The organism is Klebsiella sp. R445 (genome assembly GCF_051131755.1).
Lineage (GTDB): Bacteria > Pseudomonadota > Gammaproteobacteria > Enterobacterales > Enterobacteriaceae > Klebsiella > Klebsiella lignicola.
The window spans coordinates 1,385,715-1,411,685 of the sequence record NZ_CP180446.1 but is presented as its reverse complement, the minus strand read 5'-3'; the positions used below and the strand labels follow the sequence as shown (position 1 = coordinate 1,411,685).

Below are 25,971 nucleotides of genomic sequence, written 5' to 3'. Positions count from 1 at the left end.
CAGTTTATTCTCCGCTTTGCAGTACTCCGACCAATTCTGTAGAAACCGCAATCCATAGCCGACGGACGACAGCTGACGCTCTCCCGCATTCGCGTAATACTTCCCGCTAACAGGGAGGTCACCATGCGTTTATCACAGCTAGCAGGGTGCGTCATTACCGGAATATTTCCGCTGCTGGTACTGCCGGTGCTGCCGACGCTGAGCACCATTCAAGGATGCATTCTCGGGGCCATCGCGCTCTCTTTTTCCCGCTATGTCGTCTTACGCTACCTGGCGCTGACCATCCTCTTTTTTGCCTGGGGCGTGCTGAGCGCCCATCAGGCACTCTGGCCAACCCGCGCATTAACCGGTAGCCACTCGTCGGTTGAGATAACGCTGACCGCGACTGACGCCGAGACAACCCATCAGGGGGTTATCACCCACCTGAACGGGCAGCGGCTGTTTCCGGCCCCGGGGATTACGCTGTATGGCAATCCTCTTCCCATTGCGCCTTGTGCCGGGCAGCGCTGGAAGATGGCGGTCCGGCTTCGTCCGGTCCATAGCCAGCTTAACGTCGGAGGCTTTGACAGCCAGCGCTATGCGCTATCGCAACATCGTTCTCTGAGCGGCCGCTTTACCTCTGCACAAGCGCTCGACCCTGAATGCAGCTATCGGGCGCGCTTTCTGGCCTCGCTGGGTCATACCCTCGCGGCATTCCCCTGGCAGCCAGTTATCCTCGGCCTCGGGATGGGGGAGCGCCTGGTGATTCCCGGGGATATCAAACGCCTGATGCAAGAGACCGGAACCTCTCATCTGATGGCGATCTCTGGTTTGCATATCGCGCTAGGTGCGCTGTTGGGTGGACTGGCAGTACGTGGCCTGCAGTTCTTTTTTCCCTGCCGATGGATCAACTGGAAAACGCCGTTACTCGCGGGCCTGATCTGTGCCCTCGGTTACGCCTGGTTGACCGGTATGCAGCCGCCGGCCCTGCGGACCTGTATTGCGCTGGGCACGGCGGTCGCTTTGCGATTATCCGGCAAGCGCTGGTCGCCCTGGCAGGTGTGGTTATGCTGTATTGGAGCGATGCTGCTTGCCGACCCGCTGGCGGTGTTATCGGATAGCCTGTGGCTTTCGGTATTTGCCGTCGCAACGCTGATTTTCTGGTATCAGATTGTGCCCGTGTCGTTGCACAACTGGCGTTGGCCTCTGCGGCAGATACTGGCATTAAGTCACCTGCAGTTGGGCCTGATGTTTTTACTGCTGCCCATTCAGATTGTTATTTTCCATGGCATCAGCCTGACCTCCTGGCTGGCTAATCTTATTGCCGTGCCGCTGGTCACCTTTGCTATCGTTCCCTGCATTCTGTTGGCCATGTTGCTGCATCTCAGTGGTCCCACGCTTATTGAGATGGCGTTGTGGCTGCTGGCTGACCGTCTGCTGGCCGGATTATTCTGGTTTTTACGGCTGTTACCGTCAGGGTGGCTGAGCCTGGATTTCCGCTGGGCCGGGGTGAGCCTGTTGCCCTGGCTGTGGCTCCTTATCTGGCGCTTTCATGCCTGGCGTTCGCTCCCGGCGCTGTGTCTCAGCAGCACCGTGCTGTTGAGCTGGCCGTTATGGCGCCCGTTGCCGCAGGGGGAGTGGCGGGTCACGATGCTTGATGTCGGGCAGGGGCTGGCGCTGGTTATTGAGCGTGAAGGGGCGGCGATTCTCTATGATACCGGGCTGGCCTGGCCCGGTGGCGATAGCGGGCAGCAGATTATTATCCCGTGGTTGCGCTGGCATAACCTGCGTCCTGAGGGGATTATTTTGAGTCATGAACACCTCGATCATCGCGGTGGTCTGAATTCGTTGTTGCAGGCCTGGCCCGGCCTGTGGGTCCGTAGTCCGCTTGGCTGGCAGGGGCATCTCCCGTGCCGGCGAGGCGAAAGCTGGCGCTGGCAGGGATTGACCTTCCGCGCACTCTGGCCGCTCCCGGAGGCAAACACGACGGGCAATAATCGCTCCTGCGTGGTGCGCATTGACGATGGCAAACACAGCATTCTGTTAACCGGAGATATTGAAATTCCAGCAGAACGCGCGATGATGAGTCACTACTGGCAGCATCTTGCGTCTACACTTATCCAGGTCCCGCATCATGGCAGCAATACGTCATCTTCCCTCGCGCTGTTGCAGCGGGTGGGCGGGGCGGCGGCGCTGGCGTCGGTGTCGCGATACAATGCCTGGCGCATGCCAGCGGATAAGGTTGTGCAGCGCTACCGGCAGCAAGGTTACCGGTGGTTCGATACGCCCCATCAGGGGCAAATAACGGTTATTTTTTCCGCAGAAAGCTGGCAAATCCACAGCTTACGAGATCAACTTTTACCGCGTTGGTATCATCAGTGGTTTGGCGAGACCGTGGATAACGGGTAGAATATGCGGCTATTTCAACATAAGCTGGTTTATTGAATGCAGAACGATAAAGATCTCTCCACGTGGCAGACCTTCCGCCGACTCTGGCCGATTATAGCGCCATTTAAACCCGGACTGATCGTCGCGGCAGTTGCGTTAGTCTTTAACGCAGCTAGTGATACTTTCATGTTATCGCTTCTTAAACCGTTATTGGATGATGGTTTTGGTAAAACGGATCGCTCAGTGCTGCTATGGATGCCGCTGGTGGTGATCGGCCTGATGGTGCTGCGTGGTGTCACCAGCTACATTTCAAGCTATTGTATTTCCTGGGTTTCCGGGAAAGTGGTTATGACGATGCGTCGTCGTCTGTTCAGCCATATGATGGGAATGCCGGTCTCGTTCTTTGATAAGCAGTCCACGGGGACGTTGCTGTCACGTATTACCTATGACTCCGAACAGGTGGCGTCGTCCTCTTCCAGCGCGTTGATTACCGTGGTGCGTGAAGGTGCCTCGATCATCGGTCTGTTTGTGATGATGTTCTACTACAGCTGGCAGCTGTCGCTGATCCTGATCGTGCTGGCGCCTATCGTCTCCATCGCGATTCGTGTGGTCTCCAAGCGTTTTCGTAATATCAGTAAAAATATGCAGAATACGATGGGGCAGGTGACAACCAGCGCTGAGCAGATGCTGAAAGGCCATAAAGAAGTGCTGATGTTTGGCGGCCAGGGCGTAGAAACCAAGCGTTTTGATAAGGTCAGCAACAAGATGCGTTTGCAGGGGATGAAAATGGTCTCCGCCTCGTCAATCTCTGATCCCATCATTCAGCTGATTGCCTCGCTGGCGCTGGCGTTTGTCCTCTATGCGGCGAGTTTCCCAAGCGTGATGGAAACGTTGACCGCCGGTACGATCACCGTGGTGTTCTCTTCGATGATTGCCCTGATGCGTCCGCTGAAATCACTGACTAACGTCAACGCCCAGTTCCAGCGCGGTATGGCGGCCTGTCAGACGCTGTTTGCTATCCTCGATTCCGAGCAGGAAAAAGACGAAGGTAAGCTGGTGATTGAGCGTGCGAAGGGCAACCTTGAGTTCAACAATGTCACCTTCACCTACCCAGGGCGCGAAACGCCGGCTCTGCGCAATATCGACCTGAACATTCAGGAAGGTAAAACGGTTGCTCTGGTCGGGCGTTCCGGGTCGGGCAAATCGACCATCGCCAGCCTGATTACCCGCTTTTATGATATCGATGAAGGCCAGATTAAGCTGGATGGTCACGATCTGCGTGAATATACCCTGGCCTCTCTGCGTAATCAGGTGGCGCTGGTGTCGCAAAATGTCCATCTGTTCAACGATACCGTGGCGAACAACATCGCCTACGCCCGTACGGACGAGTACAGCCGCGAGCAGATTGAAGAAGCCGCGCGGATGGCCTATGCGATGGACTTTATCAGCAAAATGGATAACGGCCTTGATACCGTTATTGGTGAGAATGGCGTCCTGCTCTCCGGCGGTCAGCGCCAGCGTATTGCTATCGCGCGAGCGCTGCTGCGTAACAGCCCGATTCTGATCCTCGACGAAGCAACCTCGGCGCTGGATACCGAATCTGAACGCGCCATCCAGGCGGCACTGGACGAACTGCAAAAAAACCGCACTTCGTTGGTGATTGCGCACCGTCTGTCTACCATCGAGCAAGCCGACGAAATCGTCGTGGTAGAAGATGGTCGCATCGTAGAACGTGGCAGCCATGCCGATCTGCTGGAGCATCGTGGCGTCTATGCCCAACTGCATAAGATGCAGTTTGGCCAATGATTGCCCGAATCTGGTCTGGTGAGTCGCCGTTATGGCGGCTGTTGCTCCCGCTCTCCTGGCTTTATGGCCTGGTGAGTGGGCTGATTCGCCTCAGCTACCGGCTGGGGCTGAAGAAAGCCTGGCGCGCGCCGGTTCCAGTGGTGGTTGTCGGTAACCTGACCGCCGGGGGTAACGGTAAGACCCCGGTGGTTATCTGGCTGGTGGAACAACTCCAGCAGCGCGGCATTCGCGTTGGTGTGGTGTCTCGCGGCTATGGCGGGAAGGCGGCAAGCTATCCGTTGCTGCTGGGCGCCAGCACCAGTACCGCCGAAGCCGGTGACGAACCGGTGCTGATTTTCCAACGTACCGGAGCACCGGTTGCCGTCTCGCCGGTGCGCAGCGATGCGGTACGCACTCTGCTTGCGGCCCACGACCTCCAGATCATTGTTACCGATGACGGCCTGCAACACTATAAGCTGGCGCGGGACAAGGAAATCGTGGTGATTGACGGCGTGCGTCGTTTTGGCAATGGCTGGTGGCTACCGGCCGGGCCGATGCGCGAACGCGCGTCACGCCTTCAGAGCGTCGACGCCATCATCGTGAACGGCGGCGTGGCGCGAACGGGTGAGATCCCGATGCAGTTGCGTCCGGGGCAGGCGGTGAATTTACTCAGCGGTGAACGGCGTGATGTGGCCTCATTCGACAATGTTGTCGCCATGGCCGGAATCGGCCATCCTCCGCGGTTCTTCGCCACCCTGGAAAGCTGCGGCGTACAGCCGGTGAACACCGTGGCGCTGGCAGATCATCAGGCGCTGACCCAGGCCAGCGTTTCCGCTCTCGTGACGGCACAGCAAACGCTGCTGATGACTGAAAAAGACGCGGTGAAATGCCGCGGTTTTGCCGACGCGAACTGGTGGTATTTGCCCGTCGACGCCATAATGGCGGATGAACGCGCTCAGCAGCTGCTGACGGAACTGGTCGCGCTGGCGCAACGTAAGCCTCAATAACGCTGTGCCGGAGTCCTTCACGGAGAACCTGCATGTCGGTATTACAACTTTCACTTAAAGACGCCCGCCATCTCCATCTTGCGGCGCAGGGGTTACTGAAAACGCCCCGGCGCCGTGCTCGCGCCAGCGATATTCTTCCCACCATCCAGCAGATGTCACTGCTGCAAATCGATACCATCAACGTCGTCGCCCGCAGCCCCTATCTGGTGCTTTTTAGTCGTCTCGGTAGCTATTCGCCAGCCTGGCTGGAAGAGGCGCTGCGCAGCGGCGAGCTGATGGAGTACTGGGCCCATGAAGCCTGCTTTTTACCCCGCAGTGACTTTGCCCTGGTACGCCACCGCATGCTGACGCCGGATAATATGGGCTGGAAGTACCACAAAGGATGGATGGCTGAACACGCCACTGATATTCAACAGCTGCTGGAGCATATTGCCCAGAATGGCCCGGTACGTTCCGCCGATTTTGAACACCCGCGCAAAGGTACCAGCGGCTGGTGGGAGTGGAAACCGCATAAACGTCATCTGGAAGGGCTGTTTACCGCCGGAAAAGTCATGGTTGTCGAACGACGTAATTTCCAGCGGGTGTACGATCTGACGCATCGGGTGATGCCGCACTGGGATGATGAGCGCGACGCGCTGTCGCAAGCCGACGCTGAAGCCCTGATGCTGCGTAATAGCGCCCGCAGCCTCGGTATCTTCCGTCCCCAGTGGCTGGCCGATTACTACCGGCTGCGTCAACCATCGTTGCCGGCGCTGCTCAAGCGCTGGCAGGACGATGGGCTGGTGACGCCGGTGAACGTTGAAGAGCTCGGTGAAATGTGGCTGCATCACGAAGCGCGAGCGCAGCTTGAATCCGCGCCTGCAGGCAAACTTACCGCCAGCCATAGCGCCGTGCTCTCACCGTTTGACCCGGTGGTCTGGGACCGTAAACGCGCCGAACAGCTATTCAATTTCAGCTACCGCCTTGAGTGCTATACCCCGGCGCCTAAACGTCAGTATGGCTACTTTGTACTACCGCTGCTGCATCAGGGCAAACTGGTGGGCAGAATGGACAGCAAAGTGCATCGTAAAACCGGGGTACTGGAAATTATCTCGCTGTGGCTGGAAGAGGGGATTAAGGTTAGCGGCGGGCTGGAAAAAGGGCTGATACGTGCAATAGAAGCCTTTGCCCTCTGGCAGTCGGTGCAGCATATCACTCTGGGTCGTCTGCCGCCGGGGCTGTTTGCAGACCGGCCTCAGGGCTGGGAAATCGCCTCAGCCTGACCCCCTGGCGATGGCTCGCGTAGCCATTGCCGCAAACGGATCCCTGAGCTTGTCATCATGTGATATGCTGCTGCGGAATCTATTCGGTCCATCAGGAGGAATTATGGATCACCGTTTATTAGAAATCATCGCCTGTCCTGTCTGCAACGGTAAACTCTACTACAGCCAGGATAAGCAAGAGCTGATCTGTAAAATTGACAGCCTGGCCTTCCCGCTGCGTGACGGCATTCCCGTTTTGCTGGAAACCGAAGCCCGCGCATTAGCCGTCGGAGAGAGCCACTCATGAGTTTCGTGGTCATTATTCCTGCCCGTTTTGCCTCCACACGTTTGCCCGGAAAACCGTTACAGGACATTAACGGTAAGCCGATGATCGTGCATGTGCTCGAACGCGCGCGTGAGTCCGGGGCCGACCGTATTATCGTCGCGACGGACCATGATGAAGTGGCGCGTGCGGTAGAAGCAGCCGGTGGCGAAGTGTGCATGACGCGCGCTGACCATCAGTCCGGCACTGAACGTCTGGCCGAAGTCGTTGAAAAATGCGGCTTCAGTGATGACACCATCATCGTCAATATTCAGGGTGATGAGCCGATGATCCCGCCGGCGATTGTGCGCCAGGTGGCGGCGAATCTGGCGGCTAATACCTGCGGTATGGCGACGCTGGCGGTGCCGATTCATGATGCCGAAGAAGCTTTTAACCCTAATGCAGTGAAGGTGGTGATGGACGCGCAGGGCTACGCGCTCTATTTCTCCCGCGCCACGATCCCATGGGATCGCGATCGTTTTGCGCAGTCCCGCGAAACCATCGGCGATTCACTGCTTCGTCATATCGGGATTTACGGGTATCGCGCGGGCTTTATCCGTCGCTATGTCAGCTGGGCGCCAGGCCCGCTGGAACAGATCGAAATGCTGGAGCAGCTGCGGGTGCTGTGGTACGGCGAAAAAATCCATGTTGCGGTAGCCGAAGTGGTTCCCGGCACCGGTGTCGATACGCCGGAAGATCTGGCTCGCGTTCGCGCAGAGCTGCGATAATCTCCCCATCCCCTCCATCGCGAGGGGATATCCTCACGCTGTTTTTCCATACTATTTGCCCCAAATTTGATCTTACCCGATGACATCCCTGCGGCTGGCGCTCATTATGAAACCAGTAGTATTCACAGGGGTAATCTGAATGGAACAGTTGCGAACCGAACTGAGCCACCTGCTGGGTGAAAAACTCAGCCGCGTGGAGTGTGTCAGCGAGAAGCCCTTGTCGGCGCTGTGGTCGCTCTATGATGCACAAGGAAATCCGTTACCGCTGCTGGCGAGGAGTTTCACCACCCCCGGAATTGCCCGTCAGCTGGCCTGGAAAATCTCGATGCTTGCGCGCAGCGGCACCGCGCGGATGCCGGTGGTGTACGGCGTGTTAACTCATGAGGAACATCCCGGGCCTGATGTGCTGTTGATTGAACGACTGCGCGGTGTTTCCGTGGAGGCGCCAACCCGGACGCCGCAACGTTGGGAACAGCTGCAGGAGCAGATCGTTGAAGCCCTGCTGGCCTGGCATCGGCATGACAGCGGCGGCTGTGTTGGCATGGTCGACAGCACCCAGGAAAACCTGTGGTCGAACTGGTATCGTCAACGGGTAGAGATGCTGTGGAGTACGCTAAACCTGTATCAGGACACCGGCCTGACGATGCAGGACAAACGGATCCTGTTCCGCTCCCGGGAGTGCCTCCCGGCGCTATTTGAAGATTTCAGCGATAACTGCGTGCTGGTGCACGGGAGCTTCACGCTGCGCAGTATGTTGAAAGACGCGCGTAGCGATCAGCTGCTGGCAATGGTCGGGCCGGGCATGATGCTCTGGGCGCCCCGAGAATACGAACTGTTCCGACTGTCGGACGGCGGGCAAGGGGAGCAGCTGCTGTGGCACTATCTGCGCCGCGCGCCGGTGTCGGAGTCATTCGTCTGGCGGCGCTGGCTGTATCTGCTGTGGGATGAAGTGGACAACCTGGTCAATACCGGGCGCTTTGACCGCACCCGGTTTGATCTGGCCGCTAAATCACTCCTGCCCTGGCTCGCCTGACACTCCTTTTAGCCACTGCCAGAGGCGCCCCAGCGTTTCGTAACCGACGCGATCGCTGTGCATCAGCCATACCGGCGACGGGATCGCGCGCTCCCACGGGTTAAGCGGCGATTCAATCGCCAGCTGATTAGCCGGCGCCGGCAGTGGATTAAGCCCGGCATGTCGGAAGAAAATCATCGCTCTGGGCAGATGCGACGCGGAGGTCACCAGCAGGAAAGGGGCATCACCGATGGCCTGTTTGACCGCAGCGGCTTCCTCTTCCGTATCTTTCGGGCTATCGAGAACCATTATTTCGCTGCGCGGGACGCCAAGGCTTTGCGCCACCCGGGCGCCAGCCTCAGCGGTGCTGACCGGGTTGGTTTTCGCCGCGGCGCCGGTAAAGATCATCTTCGCCCCCGGATTCTCCTGCCACAGCCGGATCCCTTCAGCCAGGCGCGGCAGGCTGTTGTTGATCAGGTTAGAGCTGGGCGCCCAGTCCGGATTCCAGGTATATCCGCCACCGAGTACCACCACATACTGAACCCGTTCGCTGCCTTGCCATGTTGGGTACTTGTCCTCAATAGGTTTGAGTAAACCATCGGCCACCGGTTGCAGGCTGAGCGCAACCAACAGCAGCCAGCCAACGCTGACGCACACTTTACCGGTTCGCTGGAAACGGCTGAACCACAGCAGGGCGATGCCTGCGGCAATCAGCAACAGCAACAAGGGAAGCGGCAGCATCATGCCGCCTAAATACTTTTTCAGAGTAAAAAGCATGCCAGGTGGTTCCTTTTTTAACCATATAACCAAAGTTATGCCCGGATCTTATAACAGATCGCTACATTCTCCGCGTGGGTATGACAAAATAGCGGTTTTGTTTTGGCAGGTGGAGTCGCCGGTGAAGGATCGTAATTTCGATGACATGGCTGAAAAGTTTTCGCGCAATATCTACGGTACCACCAAGGGCGAACTGCGTCAGGCGATCCTCTGGCAGGATCTCCACCCGTTACTGAGCCAGCTTGGCCCTGGGCCGCTTCGGGTGCTCGATGCGGGCGGCGGGGAAGGCCAGACGGCGGTCAAAGTGGCGGAAATGGGTCATCATGTGACGTTATGCGATCTCTCTGGCGAAATGGTGGCTCGCGCCCGGCAGGCGGCTGCCGATAAAGGTGTGATCGACAACATGCATTTTGTACAATGCGCTGCTCAGGATATTGCGCAGCATTTGGAAACCCCGGTCGATCTGGTACTGTTTCATGCGGTACTGGAGTGGGTGGCTGAACCGCAGGAGATGCTGCGCACGCTGTGGTCCGTTATCAGACCCGGCGGTGCATTGTCGCTAATGTTCTACAATGCTAACGGTCTGCTGATGCACAATATGGTGGTCGGAAACTTCGACTACGTACAGCTTGGCATGCCGAAAAAGAAAAAACGCACGTTGTCGCCGGACTATCCGCGCTCACCGCAGCAGGTTTATGGCTGGCTGGAAGAGCAGGGCTGGCACATTACCGGGAAAACCGGCGTGCGGGTGTTTCATGATTATCTGCGTGAAAAACGCAAACAGCGCGACGATTTTGCGGCGCTGCTGGAGCTGGAGACGCGCTACTGTCGCCAGGAGCCGTATATCAGCCTGGGTCGCTACATTCATGTCACAGCGCTTAAGCCGCAGATGCAAGGATAAACTATGAGTGAATTTTCCCAGACAGTCCCCGAACTGGTTGCCTGGGCCAGAAAAAATGATTTTTCTATTTCGCTGCCGGTGGACAGACTCTCTTTTCTGCTGGCGGTTGCTACGCTGAACGGCGAGCGGCTCGAAGGGGAAATGACTGAGGGAGAACTGGTGGATGCGTTCCGCCACGTCAGTGATGCGTTTGAGCAGACCAGCGAAACCATCAGCCAGCGCGCCAATAACGCGATCAACGATATGGTGCGCCAGCGTCTGCTGAACCGCTTTACCAGCGAAATTACGGAAGGTAATGCGATTTATCGCCTGACGCCGTTGGGTATCGGCATTACCGACTACTATATTCGCCAACGCGAATTTTCTACTCTGCGCCTGTCGATGCAGCTGTCGATCGTTGCCGGTGAGCTTAAGCGCGCCGCTGATTCGGCTGAAGAGGGCGGCGATGAGTTTCATTGGCATCGCAACGTCTTTGCGCCGCTGAAATACTCGGTGGCTGAGATTTTCGACAGTATCGACCTGACGCAGCGCATCATGGATGAGCAGCAGCAGCTGGTCAAAGATGATATCGCTCAGCTGCTGAATAAAGACTGGCGTGCGGCGATCTCCAGCTGTGAACTGCTGCTGTCAGAAACCTCAGGCACGCTGCGTGAGCTGCAGGATACGCTGGATGCCGCGGGCGATAAGCTTCAGGCAAACCTGTTGAGGATTCAGGACGCGACAATCGCGCGCGATGATTTGCATTTTGTTGACCGTCTGGTTTTCGATCTGCAAAGCAAACTCGACCGCATCGTCAGCTGGGGCCAACAGGCTATCGACCTGTGGATTGGCTACGATCGCCACGTCCACAAATTTATCCGTACCGCCATCGATATGGATAAAAACCGCGTGTTCGCCCAGCGTCTGCGCCAGTCGATTCAAACCTACTTTGATGCACCGTGGGCATTGACCCACGCCAGCGCCGATCGTCTGCTGGATATGCGTGATGAAGAGATGGCGCTGCGCGACGAAGAGGTTACCGGGGAACTTCCGGCCGATCTGGAGTACGAAGAGTTTAACGAAATTCGCGAACAGCTTGCCGCGCTGATTGAAGCGCAGCTGGTGGTCTATAAAGACAAAGGTGTGCCGCTGGACCTGGGTCTGGTGGTGCGCGAATATCTGGCACAGTATCCGCGGGCTCGCCATTTTGATGTGGCGCGAATCGTTGTTGACCAGGCCGTTCGCCTGGGCGTCGCACAAGCAGATTTCACCGGACTGCCGGCAAAATGGCAGCCGATTAATGATTACGGAGCCAAGGTACAGGCGCATGTCATCGACAAATATTGAACAAGTGATGCCAGTTAAACTGGCGCAGGCGTTGGGCAATCCGTTATTTCCGGCGCTGGATAGCGCCTTGCGTGCAGGCCGCCATGTGGGTCTGGACGAGCTGGATAATCACGCATTTTTGATGGATTTCCAGGACTACCTGGAAGAATTTTACGCTCGCTATAACGTTGAGTTGATTCGCGCGCCGGAAGGGTTTTTCTATCTGCGCCCGCGTTCCACCACGCTGATCCCGCGTTCGGTGCTGTCCGAGCTGGATATGATGGTGGGCAAAATTCTTTGCTATCTCTACCTCAGCCCGGAACGTCTGGCCAATGAAGGGATCTTTACCCAACAGGAGCTGTACGATGAGCTGCTGAGCCTGGCCGACGAAGCCAAGCTGCTGAAGCTGGTGAACAACCGCTCCACCGGGTCGGATCTCGACCGCCAGAAGCTGCAGGAAAAAGTCCGCGCCTCGCTTAACCGTCTGCGCCGTCTGGGCATGGTCTGGTTTATGGGCCATGACAGCAGCAAATTCCGCATTACCGAATCGGTGTTCCGCTTTGGCGCTGACGTGCGCGTGGGCGACGATCCGCGCGAAGCGCAGCTGCGCATGATTCGCGACGGCGAAGCGATGGCGCTGGAAAATCATCTGCAGCTTCATGACGAAAATGAAGAGCATCAGCCGGATAGCGGGGAGGAAGAGTAATGATTGAACGCGGTAAATTTCGCTCGCTAACGCTGGTTAACTGGAACGGCTTTTTTGCCCGAACCTTCGATCTGGATGAGCTGGTCACGACCCTCTCCGGCGGTAACGGGGCAGGGAAATCAACCACCATGGCGGCCTTCGTCACGGCGTTGATCCCTGACCTGACCCTGCTGCACTTCCGTAACACCACCGAGGCTGGCGCCACCAGCGGTTCGCGCGATAAAGGCCTGCACGGTAAGCTGCGAGCCGGGGTCTGTTATTCGGTGCTGGACGTTATCAACTCCCATCATCAGCGCGTGGTCGTGGGCGTGCGCCTGCAGCAGATCGCCGGTCGCGATCGTAAAGTGGATATCAAGCCCTTCGCGATCCAGGGGCTGCCGATGGCGATTCAGCCGACCCAGCTGCTGACCGAGACCCTGAACGAACGCCAGGCTCGTGTTCTGAGCCTCAATGAGCTGAAAGAAAAGCTCGAAGCGATGGAAGGGGTGCAGTTCAAACAGTTCAACTCGATCACCGATTATCACTCGCTGATGTTCGATCTGGGCGTCGTCGCCCGTCGTTTACGCTCGGCCTCGGATCGTAGTAAATACTATCGCCTGATTGAAGCCTCGCTGTATGGCGGCATCTCCAACACCATTACCCGCTCGCTGCGCGACTATCTGTTGCCGGAAAACAGCGGCGTGCGTAAGGCGTTCCAGGACATGGAAGCCGCGCTGCGTGAAAACCGCATGACCCTTGAAGCGATCCGGGTGACGCAGTCCGATCGTGACCTGTTTAAGCACCTGATCAGCGAAGCGACGAACTACGTGGCGGCGGACTACATGCGTCACGCCAACGAACGTCGGGTGCATCTGGACAAAGCGCTGGAGTACCGTCGCGACCTGTTTACCTCACGGGCGCAGCTGGCAGCAGAGCAGTATAAGCACGTCGATATGGCCCGCGAACTTCAGGAGCATAACGGCGCAGAGGGCGATCTGGAAGCCGATTATCAGGCGGCCAGCGACCATCTGAATCTGGTGCAAACCGCACTGCGTCAGCAGGAAAAAATCGAGCGCTATGAAGCGGACCTCGAAGAGCTGCAGATTCGTCTTGAAGAGCAGAACGAAGTGGTCGCAGAGGCGACCGATCTGCAGGAAGAAAACGAAGCCCGCGCAGAAGCCGCTGAACTGGAAGTGGATGAGCTGAAAAGCCAGCTCGCCGACTATCAGCAGGCGCTGGACGTGCAGCAGACCCGGGCCATTCAGTACAACCAGGCGCTGCAGGCGCTGGAGCGTGCGAAAGCGCTGTGCCATTTGCCGGATTTAACTCCGGAAAGCGCTGGCGAATGGCTCGAAACCTTCCAGGCGAAAGAGCAAGAAGCGACGGAGAAAATGCTGTCGCTGGAACAAAAAATGAGCGTCGCGCAAACGGCGCACGGTCAGTTTGAACAGGCTTATCAGCTGGTAGCGGCGATTAACGGCCCACTGGCGCGTAATGAAGCCTGGGACATCGCGCGCGAACTGCTGCGTGATGGCGTGAATCAGCGACATCATGCCGAGCAAGCGCAAGGGCTACGGAGCCGCCTGACCGAACTGGAACAGCGCCTGCGCGAACAGCAGGATGCCGAACGTCAACTGAGCGATTTCTGCAAGCGCCAGGGTAAACGCTACGACTTCGACGAACTGGAAGCACTGCATCAGGAGCTGGAAGCGCGTATTGCGTCGTTGTCCGATAGCGTCTCTTCCGCCAGCGAACAGCGCATGAACCTGCGCCAGGAGCTGGAACAGCTGCAGTCGCGCACCCAGTCTCTGCTGCGTCGTGCGCCGGTCTGGCTGGCGGCACAGAACAGCCTCAACCAGCTCTGCGAGCAGAGCGGCGAACAGTTTGAATCGAGCCAGGACGTCACCGAATATCTGCAGCAGCTGCTGGAGCGCGAGCGCGAAGCGATTGTTGAGCGTGACGAAGTTGGCGCACGTAAACGGGCCATTGACGAAGAGATCGAACGTCTCAGTCAGCCGGGTGGTTCTGAAGACCCGCGTCTTAATGCGCTGGCGGAACGTTTTGGCGGTGTGCTGTTGTCGGAAATCTATGACGATGTCAGCCTCGAAGATGCCCCGTACTTCTCCGCGCTGTACGGCCCGTCGCGTCATGCGATCGTGGTACCGGATCTGTCGCAGATCACCGAACATCTTGAAGGGCTGGAAGATTGCCCGGAAGATCTCTATCTGATCGAGGGCGATCCGCAGTCATTCGATGACAGCGTATTTAGCGTCGATGAGATGGAAAAAGCGGTGGTGGTGAAGGTCGCCGATCGTCAATGGCGTTATTCACGCTTCCCGACGCTGCCGCTGTTCGGCCGCGCCGCACGTGAAAGTCGCATCGAGAGCCTGCACGCTGAACGTGAAGATTTGTCCGAGCGTTTTGCGACCCTCTCTTTTGATGTTCAGAAAACGCAGCGTCAGCATCAGGCCTTCAGCCGCTTTATCGGTAGCCATCTGGCGGTAGCCTTTGAAGACGATCCGGAAGAAGAAATCCGCAAGCTCAACAGCCGCCGTGGCGAGCTGGAGCGCGCGCTGACGACGCACGAAAGTGATAACCAGCAGAACCGGGTACAATTTGAACAGGCGAAAGAGGGCGTCTCGGCCCTTAACCGTCTGCTGCCGCGTCTTAGCCTGCTGGCGGACGATACCCTGGCTGACCGGGTGGACGAAATTCAGGAACGTCTGGATGAAGCCCAGGAAGCCGCGCGCTTTATTCAGCAGCACGGTAATCAGCTGGCGAAGCTGGAGCCGATCGTTTCGGTACTGCAAAGCGATCCGGAACAGTTTGAACAGCTGAAAGAAGACTATCTCTATTCGCAGCAGACGCAGCGTGATGCGCGTCAGCAGGCGTTTGCGCTGAGCGAAGTTGTGCAGCGTCGCGCCCACTTCAGCTACTCAGACTCGGCGGAAATGCTGAGCGGCAACAGCGATCTGAACGAAAAACTGCGCCAGCGTCTGGAGCACGCCGAAACGGAACGTAGCCGCGCCCGTGAGGCAATGCGCAGCCATTCTGCGCAGCTGAACCAGTACAATCAGGTACTGGCCTCGCTGAAAAGCTCTTATGACACCAAAAAAGAGCTGCTGGGCGATCTGTATAAAGAGCTGCAGGAGATCGGCGTTCGTGCCGATAGCGGGGCGGAAGAACGCGCCCGTTCGCGTCGCGATGAGCTGCATACGCAGTTAAGCAACAACCGCGCCCGCCGTAATCAGCTGGAGAAAGCGTTGACCTTCTGCGAAGCGGAAATGGACAACCTGACCCGCAAGCTGCGTAAGCTTGAGCGTGACTACTGCGAAATGCGTGAGCAGGTGGTGAGCGCCAAAGCGGGCTGGTGTGCGGTCATGCGCCTGGTGAAAGACAACGGCGTCGAACGTCGCCTGCACCGTCGCGAGCTGGCCTATCTCTCTGCTGATGAACTGCGTTCGATGTCGGATAAAGCCCTCGGTGCGCTGCGTCTGGCGGTGTCGGATAACGAACACCTGCGCGATGTGCTGCGCGTCTCGGAAGATCCAAAACGTCCTGAGCGTAAAATTCAGTTCTTTGTCGCCGTTTATCAGCATCTGCGCGAGCGTATCCGTCAGGATATTATTCGTACCGATGACCCGGTTGAAGCGATTGAACAGATGGAGATCGAGCTTAACCGTCTGACCGAAGAGCTGACTAACCGCGAACAGAAGCTGGCTATTAGCTCCCGCAGCGTCGCCAACATCATTCGTAAGACCATCCAGCGCGAGCAGAACCGTATCCGTATGCTCAACCAGGGTCTGCAGAGCGTCTCCTTCGGGCAGGTCAACAGCGTGCGGCTGAATGTCAACGTGCGGGAAACCCACTCGACGCTGCTTGATGTGTTGTCTGAACAGCATGAACAGCATCAGGATTTGTTTAACAGCAACCGTCTGACCTTCTCCGAAGCGCTGGCGAAACTGTATCAACGCCTGAACCCGCAGATTGATATGGGGCAGCGCACGCCGCAGACCATCGGCGAAGAGCTGCTCGACTACCGCAACTATCTGGAGATGGAAGTGGAAGTCAACCGTGGTTCCGACGGCTGGCTGCGTGCGGAATCCGGCGCGCTGTCGACCGGGGAAGCGATCGGTACCGGGATGTCAATTCTGGTAATGGTTGTGCAGAGCTGGGAAGACGAGTCTCGCCGCCTGCGCGGAAAAGACCTGTCGCCATGCCGCCTGCTGTTCCTCGATGAAGCGGCGCGTCTCGATGCCCGCTCTATTGCCACGCTGTTTGAGCTGTGCGAACGCCTCGAGATGCAGCTGATCATTGCGGCGCCGGAAAACATCAGTCCGGAAAAAGGCACCACCTACAAACTCGTGCGTAAAGTGTTTAATAATCACGAACACGTCCACGTGGTCGGGCTGCGCGGTTTTGCCGCCCAACTTCCGGAAACGCTGCCGGGAACGGCGGATGCTTCCTGAGAGGGATGATTGATAGATAGAAGGGCGACATGATGTCGCCCTTTTTGTTGTCGGATCTGCTACCGTAACGTTGTATAATCTTTAAACTTCTTTACATTTGGGAAGGCAAAAGCGCTTTCGCCTTCATATACTGAGAGTAAGCCCTAATTTGTGGGCAGCAATGTGTCAACAGGGGGCAAGGGATGTTGCTAAAGAAACGGTATGGTTGTTCATTGTCAGCGCTGAGTTTGAGCCTGGCACTGGCATTTGCTCCACTGTTCAATGCCCAGGCCGAAGAGCCTGAAGTTGTACCAACGGACAGCTCCGCGACCTTAGGAGAGCTGTCTTCTGCGCTAAGCCAGAGCGTCGGCCAGTCGGCGGCGGTGGCCAAAATGGCCGGTGAGCAGCCTCAGGCTGCCGGAGCTGTAGAGAAAAGTCGCGCCGATATCACAGCCCTGCTGCCGGCGGGCTACCAGCCGGTGTTTATGAATCCGCTGGTGGCGCTGTATGCGGCCAGGGACATGAAACCGATGTGGGAGAACCGCGAGGCGGTTCAGGCCTTCCAGCAACAGCTGGCCGAGGTCGCCATCGCCGGGTTTCAACCGCAGTTCACCACCTGGGTGAGCCTGCTGACCGATCCGGCAGTCAACGGTATGGCACGCGATATCGTGCTGTCTGACGCCATGATGGGCTACCTGCATTTTATCAGCGGCATTCCGGTGCAGGGGAATCGCTGGCTGTATGGCACCAAACCGTACACGATGGCGACGCCGCCGCTGTCGGTGATTAATCAGTGGCAGCTGGCGCTGGATAACGGCGCGCTGGTGCCGTTTATTGCCGGACTGACGCCAACGCACCCGCAATATGAGGCGATGCACCGCGCGCTGCTGTCGCTGGTGGCGGATTCGCGTCCGTGGCCGCAGTTGACCAGCACGACCTCGTTGCGACCGGGCGAGTGGAGCAACGATATTGGCGCGCTGCGTGAAATCTTACAGCGCAACGGCATGCTCGACGATGCCGCTAACATTGCCCTGCCGGGGGATGTCGTAAGCCCGTCGGCGGTGAAGAAGGGGAAAGCCGCGACGCGCGGGGTCTATGACCGCCAGCTTGTCGACGCGGTGAAGCGTTTTCAGACCTGGCAGGGACTGGGTGCCGATGGCGTTATTGGTCAATCCACACGCGACTGGCTGAACGTCTCGGCGGCGCAACGCGCCGGGGTGCTGGCGTTAAATATTCAACGCTTACGCTTGCTGCCGGGCAAACTGTCGACCGGTATCATGGTGAATATCCCGGCATTCTCCCTGGTCTACTACCAGGATGGCAGCCAGGTTCTGGCATCGCGGGTTATCGTCGGTCGTCCGGATCGTAAAACGCCGATGATGAGCAGCGCGCTGAATAACGTGGTGGTTAATCCGCCATGGAACGTCCCGCCGACGCTGGCGCGCAAAGATATTCTGCCGAAGGTGCGTAACGACCCCGGTTATCTTGAACAGCACGGTTATACCGTAATGCGCGGCTGGAACAGCAAAGAGGCGATCGATCCGTACCGGGTTGACTGGTCGACGATCACCGAAAAAAATCTGCCGTTCCGCTTCCAGCAGGCGCCAGGCGCGCGTAATTCACTGGGCCGCTATAAGTTCAACATGCCAAGCTCCGATGCCATCTATCTGCACGATACACCGAACCATAACCTGTTCCAGAAAGATGTCCGGGCGTTAAGCTCCGGCTGCGTGCGGGTGAATAAAGCCTCTGAACTGGCGAATATGCTGCTGCAGGATGCGGGCTGGAACGATACGCGGATTTCCGATGCGCTGAAGCAGGGCGACACCCGTTATGTGAATATCCGTCAAAATATTCCGGTCAATCTTTACTATTTAACCGCGTTCGTCGGGTCCGATGGCCGCATGCAATATCGTACAGATATTTACAATTACGATCTCACCGCGCGATCTGGCGCACAAATTCTGCCAAAAGCGGAACAATTAATCAGGTAAATGAAGTAGTTCAGCCAAATTTGTTGTCCTATTACGTGGTAAAAACAGGCTCTGTGTGTCTGCAGGGCCTGTATTTGCTGGGGTTAGGCTACCTTGACGTTGGCAATAATGCCCGGTAAGGTGCCTTTCGTGCGCCAGAAGTGCATATATTCGATTCATTTACTTGTAGACCTGATTATCATGGACAAATTTGACGCTAATCGCCGCAAACTGCTGGCGTTAGGCGGGGTTGCGCTCGGTGCTGCAGCCATCCTGCCTGCGCCGGCATTTGCCACCCTCTCGACCCCCCGACCGCGTATTCTGACGTTGAATAACCTGCATACTGGTGAATCACTCAAGGCGGAGTTTTTCGATGGCAGAGGCTATATTCAGGATGAATTAGCAAGACTTAATCATTTCTTCCGCGATTTCCGCGCGAATAAAATTAAGACTATCGATCCGAGTTTGTTTGATCACCTCTATCGTCTGCAGGGATTACTTGGCACGAATAAACCTGTCCAGCTCATCTCTGGCTATCGTTCACTCGATACCAATGACGAGCTTCGCGCACGAAGCCGTGGTGTGGCTAAACACAGCTATCACACCAAGGGACAGGCCATGGATTTTCATATTGAAGGCATTTCGTTAAGCAATGTTCGCAAAGCGGCGTTATCTATGGGCGCAGGTGGTGTAGGATACTACCCACGTAGCAATTTTGTGCATATTGATACCGGTCCGGTCAGGCACTGGTAACGAAAGGAGCATCATGAACTATCGTATTATTCCGGTCACCGCGTTCGCTCAGAACTGTTCTTTAATCTGGTGTGAACAAACCCGGCTCGCCGCACTGGTCGATCCGGGCGGCGACGCCGAGCGAATCAAACAGGAAGTGACCGCAGCGGGCGTCAGCCTGATGCAGATTTTGCTCACCCACGGTCATCTCGACCACGTTGGTGCGGCGGCTGAACTGGCACAGCATTATGGTGTGCCGGTTATCGGTCCGGAAAAAGAAGATGAGTTCTGGCTGGAAGGGCTGCCAGCGCAAAGCCGGATGTTCGGTCTGGAAGATTGCCAGCCGCTGCAGCCGGACCGCTGGCTCAATGAAGGCGACGTGGTCAGCGTAGGGAATGTCTCTCTGCAGGTACTGCACTGCCCGGGGCATACGCCTGGACACGTTGTCTTTTTTGATGATGCTTCACGCTTGCTGATTTCCGGCGATGTGATTTTTAAAGGGGGAGTCGGGCGCAGCGATTTCCCGCGCGGCGATCATGGGCAGCTGATTGATGCGATTAAACGTAAATTATTGCCGTTAGGTGATGATGTGACGTTTATTCCCGGTCACGGTCCGATATCGACGCTGGGCTATGAGCGTCTGCACAACCCCTTCCTGCAGGATGAAATGCCGGTCTGGTAATTTATCGTGTGGGGAATGTAATAAAGGCCGCGTTAGCGGCCTTTATTTTTTCTGGGCGAGATTACAGCACGGCGACGATCGCTTCACACAGCGGCGCCATGTTATCTGGCGTCATGCCCGCCACGTTGATACGCCCGGACGCCACGGCGTAGATGCCGAACTCTTCACGCAGACGCAGCACCTGCTCTTTGGTCAGGCCGCTAAACGAGAACATCCCGTTTTGCTTGATGATGAAAGAGAAGTCACGGCTGGCGCCTTTTTCCTGCAGCGTATTAACAAACAGCAGACGCATGCGCTGAATGCGCTGGCGCATATCGGTCAGCTCTTGTTCCCAGATTGCACGCAGTGCGTCATTGCTGAGGATCGTAGCGACCACCGAAGCACCGTGAGCCGGCGGGTTGGAGTAGTTGGCGCGGATCACCGACTTCATCTGGCTGAAAGCGCGGTCAACGGTATCGGCATCGGCGGCCACCAGCGTACAGGCACCCACACGCTCGTTATACAGACCGAAGTTCTTCGAGTAGGAGCTGGCAACCAGCAGCTCTTTATGCAGCGCAACGAATGCACGCAGACCTTCAGCATCTTCTTCCAGACCACGGGCAAAGCCCTGGTAGGCGAAATCGAACAGCGGCAGCCAGCCTTTTTCGACGGACATTTGTGCCAGCTGTTGCCACTGATCCAGCGTCGGGTCGATACCGGTTGGGTTATGGCAGCAACCGTGGAACAGAACCACGTCACCCGCCTGAGCTTCACTGAGGCTTGCCAGCAGGCCGTCAAAATCCAGCGCGTGGTTGGCCGCATCGTAATAGGTGTATTCACATACTTCGAGGCCTGCGGAGTTGAACACGCTCTTGTGGTTCGGCCAGCTTGGGTTGCTTACCCAGACGCGTTTCGCTGAGGTATTTTTTGCCAGGAAGTCTGCGGCAACGCGCAGCGCGCCGGTGCCACCTGGAGTCTGAGCGGTACGTGCGCGCTTATCGCTAACGATCGGGCTACCTTTACCAAACAGCAGCTCCTGAGTGCAGCGGCCAAACTCCGGAATACCGTCGATACCCAGATAGTTTTTCGTGGTTTCATTTTCCAGCAGGTATTGCTCTGCTTTTTTGACACTGGTCAGGACCGGGGTTTTACCCGTTTCGTCTTTGTAAACACCAATTCCGAGGTTAATTTTAGTCGGACGGTCATCGGCACGAAACAGATCGGCCAGGCCTAAAATGGGGTCAGCAGGGGCGGCAGTAATGTTCTCAAACATGACGAGGTTCCATTGTGATTACTGAGGGAATTTCGCTATCAGGGTAACGGGAGATTTACAAATTGCCAACCGTTTGCGACAAAAAGCGAGAAGGTTTTCGAAAGTTACGATCTTTATCTTACTAAATGAGAAAAGCAGGACCGAAGTCCTGCTTTTTAGGCATATCACGAAGGGGTGTACTGCAGATTAGAACTGGTAAACGATACCAACAGCTGCCTGGTCGTCGGTAGCAACGCCCGCAGTTTTGGTGTAATCGTTGTCGTCCAGCAGGTTGAATTTGTATGCTGCGTAGACGTTCATGTTCTTGTTGAAGTAGTACCAGGTACCCAGTTCAACGTATTTAACCAGGTCAGCATCGCCGCCGGAGAAGCCAGCACGGCCCTGCAGGTCTTTACCTTTGGTCTGTACGTAGCCAACGGACGGACGCAGACCGAAGTCGAACTGGTACTGAGCAACGGCTTCAAAGTTCTGAGTTTTGCCGGCGAAGTAGTTACCCTGGTTTTCCGGGGTCATGTTGTAGGTCTGGGAGTACATCACTGCAGCGTAGACGTTGTTCGCATCATACTTCGCAGAAGTTGCCCATGCTTCAGCTTTGTCGCCGTTGCCATCAGCTTTCTGATCTACGCTACGGTTAGAGCTGGAGTAGCCAGCAGACAGCGCGATACCGTTGTCAAACGCGTAGGTTGCGGAGGTGCTGACGCCGTCGCCGTTCTGTTTGTGAACGTTACGAGTGCTTGCGTCGTTTTTGCCCTGGTACTGCAGCGCGAAGCTCAGGCCGTCAACCAGACCGAAGAAGTCAGAGTTACGGTAGGTTGCAACGCCGTTGGTACGGCCAGTCATGAAGTTGTCGGTGTAGTTCCAGCCGTCGCCGCCCCACTCAACCAGCATATCGGTTGCAGCTTCAACGTCGTAGATCGCACCGTAGTTACGACCGTAGTCGAATGAACCGTATTCACCCGCTTTCAGACCAGCGAATGCCAGACGAGTTTTAGTCCCCTGAGAACCTTCAACGTTGGACGCGTCCATGTTGTATTCCCACTGGCCGTAACCGGTCAGTTGGTCGTTGATCTGGGTTTCGCCTTTCAGGCCGATACGAGCGTAGGTGGTGTCTTCGCTGCTGGTGTCACCGTTGGTGGTCCAGACGTGCTCGCCAACCATTTTGCCGTAGAAATCCAGTTTGTTGCCGTTTTTGTTATAGATTTCTGCAGCATTCGCTGCGCCGGCTACCAGCAGGGCAGGAATTACCACTGCCAGAATATTGCGCTTCATCATTATTTATTACCCTCATTAATATTTTTATATGAACACTTGCCACTGCCGCCAATACATTCTGTCAATAAAAACTTACAGAACCATTGATGATAGTTTGGTGTCTGAAGGCATCTTTCCATCCGCGCCAGCGTTTCGCTAGCCGGAAAATGCTACCAATGTCGCATATGAGTAACAATAAGAAAGAGTATGTAACAAAATGTGTTTTTTAGGGAACTTTGTGAACTCAATCAAAATTCCGTTCCACTTTGCTCATTAAATCACCTGGCTATATATATCTATATGAATTAATTATGATTAATTTAGATAAAGCCGCGATTGTGCATTTTATGGCTGCATTTCGCTTTTTTTTCGCTCAGCGTTTGTCTTTGCATCTCGTGCTGCGAGAGGTTAAAAAATGAACAAAATTATCAGGTGTTTCACTGAGAAATGAACATAAGGTGCGATTTATCCTTACTCAGGGAGTCGTAATAGTGAGTAACACAAATGTTGCGCGGAAGGGTTGATGTTTAGATTAATTAATATTCGTTAACAAATCTTGACATAAAAAAAGGCCAGCATACGCTGGCCTTTCGGGTAATAAGGAAAAACAATCAGAATGTGGCGCTACGCGGGGTCCGCGGGAACGCAATCACATCACGCACGTTCTGTACGCCGGTGACATAGGCGATCAGACGCTCAAAGCCCAGGCCGAAGCCAGAGTGCGGAACGGTGCCATAACGACGCAGATCGCGGTACCACCAGTAGTCTTCTTTATTCAGACCCATTTCTGCCATGCGGGCATCCAGCACGTCCAGACGCTCTTCACGCTGAGAACCGCCGATGATTTCGCCGATACCTGGTGCCAGAACATCCATTGCCGCGACGGTTTTACCGTCTTCGTTAAGGCGCATATAGAACGCCTTGATGTCTTTCGGGTAGTTTTTGACGACGACCGGTGCTTTGAAGTGCTCTTCTGCCAGATAGCGCTCATGCTCGGAAGAGAGGTCTACGCCCCAGTACACCGGGTTTTCAAACTGCTTGCCGCAGTTTTCCAGAATGGTGACGGCATCGGTGTAATCGACCTGGGCGAAATCGGCATCAATAAAGCGTTCCAAACGCGATACGGCTTCTTTATCTACGCGCTCGGCGAAGAATTTCATATCGTCGGCACGCTCTTCCAGCACCGCTTTGAAGACATACTTCAGCATGGCTTCCGCCAGGCCGGCAACGTCGTTCAGGTTAGCGAAGGCCACTTCCGGCTCCAGCATCCAGAACTCCGCAAGGTGGCGGCTGGTATTGGAGTTTTCGGCGCGGAAAGTCGGGCCGAAGGTGTAGATTTTGGACAGCGCGCAGGCATACGTTTCACCGTTCAGCTGGCCGGATACGGTCAGGAACGACTCTTTGCCGAAGAAGTCTTTATCGAAATCCACTTTGCCCTGATCGTTGCGCGGCAGGTTTTCCAGATCCAGGGTGGAGACGCGGAACATTTCGCCGGCACCTTCGGTATCGGATGCGGTGATCAGCGGCGTCGATACCCAGAAGAAACCTTGCTCGTCAAAGAAACGATGCAGTGCTTGCGCCAGGGTATGACGAACACGGGCAACGGCGCCAATCAGGTTGGTACGCGGGCGCAGGTGCGCGACTTCACGCAGGTACTCAATGCTGTGGCGCTTGGCGGCCATCGGATAGGTATCCGGATCTTCGACCCAGCCGGTCACTTCTACGCTGCTGGCCTGAATTTCGAAGCTCTGGCCCTGGCCCTGAGATGCCACGACTTTACCGGTGACGATGACCGAACAGCCGGTAGTCAGACGCAGCACTTCCTGATTGTAATTGGGCAGAGAATTACTAATGACGGCCTGTACAGGATCAAAGCAGGAACCGTCATAGACGGCCAGGAAGGAAAAGCCAGCTTTTGAATCTCGGCGAGTACGCACCCATCCGCGCACGGTGACTTCGCTGTCAACGGCAACACGGCCCTGGAGTACGTCGGCTACAGGCACAACGCTCATAATAGTCTCTCTATTCGTAGTCCAATAAAAAAAATCTGTATCCCCCGGTGATGGGGGGATATCTATGTTACCTGTCATCTTCCATCAGACAAGTAGATTTCGCACCGCGAAGGGGAGAATTCGGAAATAAATAAAGGAAAGGAGCCAGAACGGCTCCTTATGATGATTAACTGGCCTTTTTCACCGGCGGTAGATCGAAGGCTTTACGCAGCGCCCGGACAAAGGCTTTATCGTGGCAGATGGTTTTACCGGGGCTGTCAGAGAGTTTAGCGACGGGTTTACCGTTACACTCCACGAGTTTGATGACGATATTTAGCGGTTTCACCTGAGGAATATCGCAGGTTAAGCGCGTACCAATCCCGAAACTGAGATTAACCCGTGACGCGAAGTGGCGATATAAATCCACCGCTTTGGCCAGATCGAGATTATCGGAGAACACCAGCACTTTACTCAGCGGGTCGATCCCCAGCTTGTGGTAGTGCGCGATGGCTTTCTCTCCCCACTCAACCGGATCGCCGGAATCATGGCGCAGGCCCTGATAGCGGGTGGCAAACTCCGGGCCGAAATCTCGCAGGAACGCATCCATGGTAATGCAGTCGGTTAGGGCGATCCCTAACTGGTCGGGATACTCTTCCAGCCATGCTGCCAGTGCCGCGCGCTGGCTGCTGGCGAGGTTAGGGCTAATTTGCTGATGCGCCTGGAACCATTCGTGTGCCTGGGTGCCCATAGGCGTCAGATTCAGACGGCGGGCCAGATCGTAGTTGCTGGTGCCGACAAACCACGGCTCCTGCTGCAGGCGTTCAACGATAGCCTGCTGCACCTCACGCGAGAAACGGCGGCGGGTGCCGAAGTCCATCAGGCGGAAGTCACTGAGATCGAGGTCGGCGGTCATCTGCCTGAAATCGGTCAGCTTGTGTTCGAGCGTGTCTAACGCCAAATCGACGCTGATTTCCGGCGAGCGATAATGGTGAACCAGCTCGCTGATCACTGCCAGCAGCGGGACTTCCCACATGATCACTTCACGCCACGGGCCGGACAGGCGAATATTCAACTTGCCGTTGTCGTTGCTGACGCTGACCTGGCTCGGGTCGTAGCGGAAGTCACGCAGCCAGTCGAGGTAATCCTGAGAAAAGAACGGCAGGGTAGACAACCAGTGATATTCATCGTCCTGCAGCGTCAGGTCACGCATGGTCTCAACCTGCTCGCGGATCGCATCGGCATAGATACCGAGCAGATCGTCGCCGCGGCAGCGGAACTCCGCCGCAACGTACACATCTTCGTAGCGGTGGAAGACAGCCTGCTGCATATGCAGCTTGTAGGCATCCGTATCAAGCAGCGAGTGCAGTACAGGAGAAGTGAATTGTGTCATGGTGCGCAGTAGCGTCCTCTCACTGGAGCGTTTCCATCAAAACCGAAGCAGAAAAAAGGAGGCGGAGTATACCTTTATTACCCGACTCTGTCCCGCAGTGGCGATCGATGGCGACGCTGGCG

Annotated in this window: 19 protein-coding genes; 14 read left to right on the top strand and 5 right to left on the bottom strand. The window is 56.2% G+C overall.

The features are described from left to right. Positions 1–123 precede the first annotated feature (123 nt). The 7 genes from ACMYSN_RS06575 to ACMYSN_RS06545 all read left to right on the top strand — a co-directional run bounded on the left by ACMYSN_RS06575 (position 124) and on the right by ACMYSN_RS06545 (position 8,483). The gene (locus tag ACMYSN_RS06575; RefSeq protein ID WP_462497456.1) at positions 124–2,388 is read left to right on the top strand and encodes an MBL fold metallo-hydrolase; all 2,265 of its coding nucleotides are present in this window, start codon (positions 124–126) and stop codon (positions 2,386–2,388) included. A 36-nt stretch (positions 2,389–2,424) separates the two neighbouring features. Then, positions 2,425–4,173 (top strand): lipid A ABC transporter ATP-binding protein/permease MsbA, encoded by a 1,749-nt coding sequence (gene msbA, locus ACMYSN_RS06570; protein ID WP_123756171.1) that lies wholly within the window; start codon positions 2,425–2,427, stop codon positions 4,171–4,173. Further along, positions 4,170–5,159: a tetraacyldisaccharide 4'-kinase gene (gene lpxK, locus ACMYSN_RS06565; protein ID WP_462497455.1), complete on the top strand. Its 990-nt coding sequence runs from the start codon at positions 4,170–4,172 to the stop codon at positions 5,157–5,159. The genes msbA and lpxK overlap by 4 nt, the downstream gene beginning before the upstream one ends. 32 nt (positions 5,160–5,191) lie before the next feature. Next, complete coding sequence (locus ACMYSN_RS06560; protein WP_462497454.1) at positions 5,192–6,421, top strand: winged helix-turn-helix domain-containing protein; 1,230 nt, start codon at positions 5,192–5,194, stop codon at positions 6,419–6,421. Positions 6,422–6,524: 103 nt separating this feature from the next. Further along, a complete protein-coding gene (ycaR, locus tag ACMYSN_RS06555; RefSeq protein ID WP_123756174.1) occupies positions 6,525–6,707 on the top strand; it encodes a protein YcaR in 183 nt (60 codons plus the stop codon). Beyond that, complete coding sequence (kdsB, locus tag ACMYSN_RS06550; RefSeq protein ID WP_174508501.1) at positions 6,704–7,450, top strand: 3-deoxy-manno-octulosonate cytidylyltransferase; 747 nt, start codon at positions 6,704–6,706, stop codon at positions 7,448–7,450. The genes ycaR and kdsB overlap by 4 nt, the downstream gene beginning before the upstream one ends. Positions 7,451–7,589: 139 nt before the next feature. Continuing rightward, complete coding sequence (locus ACMYSN_RS06545) at positions 7,590–8,483, top strand: YcbJ family phosphotransferase (protein ID WP_462497453.1); 894 nt, start codon at positions 7,590–7,592, stop codon at positions 8,481–8,483. On the opposite strand, the gene elyC is transcribed toward ACMYSN_RS06545, so the two are convergent. Beyond that, complete coding sequence (elyC, locus tag ACMYSN_RS06540) at positions 8,460–9,239, bottom strand: envelope biogenesis factor ElyC (protein ID WP_462497452.1); 780 nt, start codon at positions 9,237–9,239, stop codon at positions 8,460–8,462. The genes ACMYSN_RS06545 and elyC overlap by 24 nt on opposite strands. 121 nt (positions 9,240–9,360) lie before the next feature. Here elyC and cmoM point away from each other — a divergent pair, with 121 nt between their 5' ends. From cmoM to ACMYSN_RS06505, 7 genes are all read left to right on the top strand, one after another. Further along, positions 9,361–10,140 carry a tRNA uridine 5-oxyacetic acid(34) methyltransferase CmoM gene (gene cmoM, locus ACMYSN_RS06535; RefSeq protein WP_462497451.1) on the top strand — a complete coding sequence of 260 codons (780 nt, stop codon included), beginning with the start codon at positions 9,361–9,363 and terminating at the stop codon, positions 10,138–10,140. A 3-nt stretch (positions 10,141–10,143) separates the two neighbouring features. Then, positions 10,144–11,466, top strand: a complete 1,323-nt coding sequence (mukF, locus tag ACMYSN_RS06530; protein WP_032688584.1) for a chromosome partition protein MukF — start codon at positions 10,144–10,146, stop codon at positions 11,464–11,466. Further along, positions 11,447–12,151 carry a chromosome partition protein MukE gene (mukE, locus tag ACMYSN_RS06525; protein WP_123756179.1) on the top strand — a complete coding sequence of 235 codons (705 nt, stop codon included), beginning with the start codon at positions 11,447–11,449 and terminating at the stop codon, positions 12,149–12,151. Before mukF ends, mukE begins: the two co-directional genes overlap by 20 nt. Continuing rightward, positions 12,151–16,599: a chromosome partition protein MukB gene (mukB, locus tag ACMYSN_RS06520; RefSeq protein ID WP_462497450.1), complete on the top strand. Its 4,449-nt coding sequence runs from the start codon at positions 12,151–12,153 to the stop codon at positions 16,597–16,599. The genes mukE and mukB overlap by 1 nt, the downstream gene beginning before the upstream one ends. A gap of 182 nt (positions 16,600–16,781) precedes the next feature. Then, a complete protein-coding gene (gene ldtD, locus ACMYSN_RS06515; protein ID WP_462497449.1) occupies positions 16,782–18,572 on the top strand; it encodes a murein L,D-transpeptidase in 1,791 nt (596 codons plus the stop codon). A 180-nt stretch (positions 18,573–18,752) separates the two neighbouring features. Continuing rightward, the gene (locus ACMYSN_RS06510) at positions 18,753–19,304 is read left to right on the top strand and encodes a peptidoglycan L,D-endopeptidase MepK (RefSeq protein WP_462498213.1); all 552 of its coding nucleotides are present in this window, start codon (positions 18,753–18,755) and stop codon (positions 19,302–19,304) included. A 13-nt stretch (positions 19,305–19,317) separates the two neighbouring features. Beyond that, the gene (locus ACMYSN_RS06505) at positions 19,318–19,965 is read left to right on the top strand and encodes an MBL fold metallo-hydrolase (protein WP_174508505.1); all 648 of its coding nucleotides are present in this window, start codon (positions 19,318–19,320) and stop codon (positions 19,963–19,965) included. A gap of 61 nt (positions 19,966–20,026) precedes the next feature. Here the strand turns inward: ACMYSN_RS06505 and ACMYSN_RS06500 are convergent, their stop codons facing one another. From ACMYSN_RS06500 to pncB, 4 genes are all read right to left on the bottom strand, one after another. Continuing rightward, entirely contained in the window at positions 20,027–21,217 is a 1,191-nt protein-coding gene (locus tag ACMYSN_RS06500; RefSeq protein WP_123756183.1) for an amino acid aminotransferase, read from the bottom strand. Between the two features lie 186 nt (positions 21,218–21,403). Continuing rightward, positions 21,404–22,489: a porin gene (locus tag ACMYSN_RS06495; RefSeq protein ID WP_123756184.1), complete on the bottom strand. Its 1,086-nt coding sequence runs from the start codon at positions 22,487–22,489 to the stop codon at positions 21,404–21,406. A 590-nt stretch (positions 22,490–23,079) separates the two neighbouring features. Then, positions 23,080–24,480, bottom strand: a complete 1,401-nt coding sequence (asnS, locus tag ACMYSN_RS06490) for an asparagine--tRNA ligase (RefSeq protein WP_123756185.1) — start codon at positions 24,478–24,480, stop codon at positions 23,080–23,082. Between the two features lie 166 nt (positions 24,481–24,646). Further along, a complete protein-coding gene (pncB, locus tag ACMYSN_RS06485; protein ID WP_462497448.1) occupies positions 24,647–25,849 on the bottom strand; it encodes a nicotinate phosphoribosyltransferase in 1,203 nt (400 codons plus the stop codon). Positions 25,850–25,971 lie beyond the last annotated feature (122 nt).

Coding starts and splice junctions, on each gene's coding strand:
- ACMYSN_RS06575 (WP_462497456.1), top strand. CDS start 124: ATGCGTTTATCACAGCTAGCAGGGTGCGTCATTACCGGAATATTTCCG.
- msbA (WP_123756171.1), top strand. CDS start 2,425: ATGCAGAACGATAAAGATCTCTCCACGTGGCAGACCTTCCGCCGACTC.
- lpxK (WP_462497455.1), top strand. CDS start 4,170: ATGATTGCCCGAATCTGGTCTGGTGAGTCGCCGTTATGGCGGCTGTTG.
- ACMYSN_RS06560 (WP_462497454.1), top strand. CDS start 5,192: ATGTCGGTATTACAACTTTCACTTAAAGACGCCCGCCATCTCCATCTT.
- ycaR (WP_123756174.1), top strand. CDS start 6,525: ATGGATCACCGTTTATTAGAAATCATCGCCTGTCCTGTCTGCAACGGT.
- kdsB (WP_174508501.1), top strand. CDS start 6,704: ATGAGTTTCGTGGTCATTATTCCTGCCCGTTTTGCCTCCACACGTTTG.
- ACMYSN_RS06545 (WP_462497453.1), top strand. CDS start 7,590: ATGGAACAGTTGCGAACCGAACTGAGCCACCTGCTGGGTGAAAAACTC.
- elyC (WP_462497452.1), bottom strand. CDS start 9,239: ATGCTTTTTACTCTGAAAAAGTATTTAGGCGGCATGATGCTGCCGCTT.
- mukF (WP_032688584.1), top strand. CDS start 10,144: ATGAGTGAATTTTCCCAGACAGTCCCCGAACTGGTTGCCTGGGCCAGA.
- mukE (WP_123756179.1), top strand. CDS start 11,447: ATGTCATCGACAAATATTGAACAAGTGATGCCAGTTAAACTGGCGCAG.
- mukB (WP_462497450.1), top strand. CDS start 12,151: ATGATTGAACGCGGTAAATTTCGCTCGCTAACGCTGGTTAACTGGAAC.
- ldtD (WP_462497449.1), top strand. CDS start 16,782: ATGTTGCTAAAGAAACGGTATGGTTGTTCATTGTCAGCGCTGAGTTTG.
- ACMYSN_RS06510 (WP_462498213.1), top strand. CDS start 18,753: ATGGACAAATTTGACGCTAATCGCCGCAAACTGCTGGCGTTAGGCGGG.
- ACMYSN_RS06505 (WP_174508505.1), top strand. CDS start 19,318: ATGAACTATCGTATTATTCCGGTCACCGCGTTCGCTCAGAACTGTTCT.
- ACMYSN_RS06500 (WP_123756183.1), bottom strand. CDS start 21,217: ATGTTTGAGAACATTACTGCCGCCCCTGCTGACCCCATTTTAGGCCTG.
- ACMYSN_RS06495 (WP_123756184.1), bottom strand. CDS start 22,489: ATGATGAAGCGCAATATTCTGGCAGTGGTAATTCCTGCCCTGCTGGTA.
- asnS (WP_123756185.1), bottom strand. CDS start 24,480: ATGAGCGTTGTGCCTGTAGCCGACGTACTCCAGGGCCGTGTTGCCGTT.
- pncB (WP_462497448.1), bottom strand. CDS start 25,849: ATGACACAATTCACTTCTCCTGTACTGCACTCGCTGCTTGATACGGAT.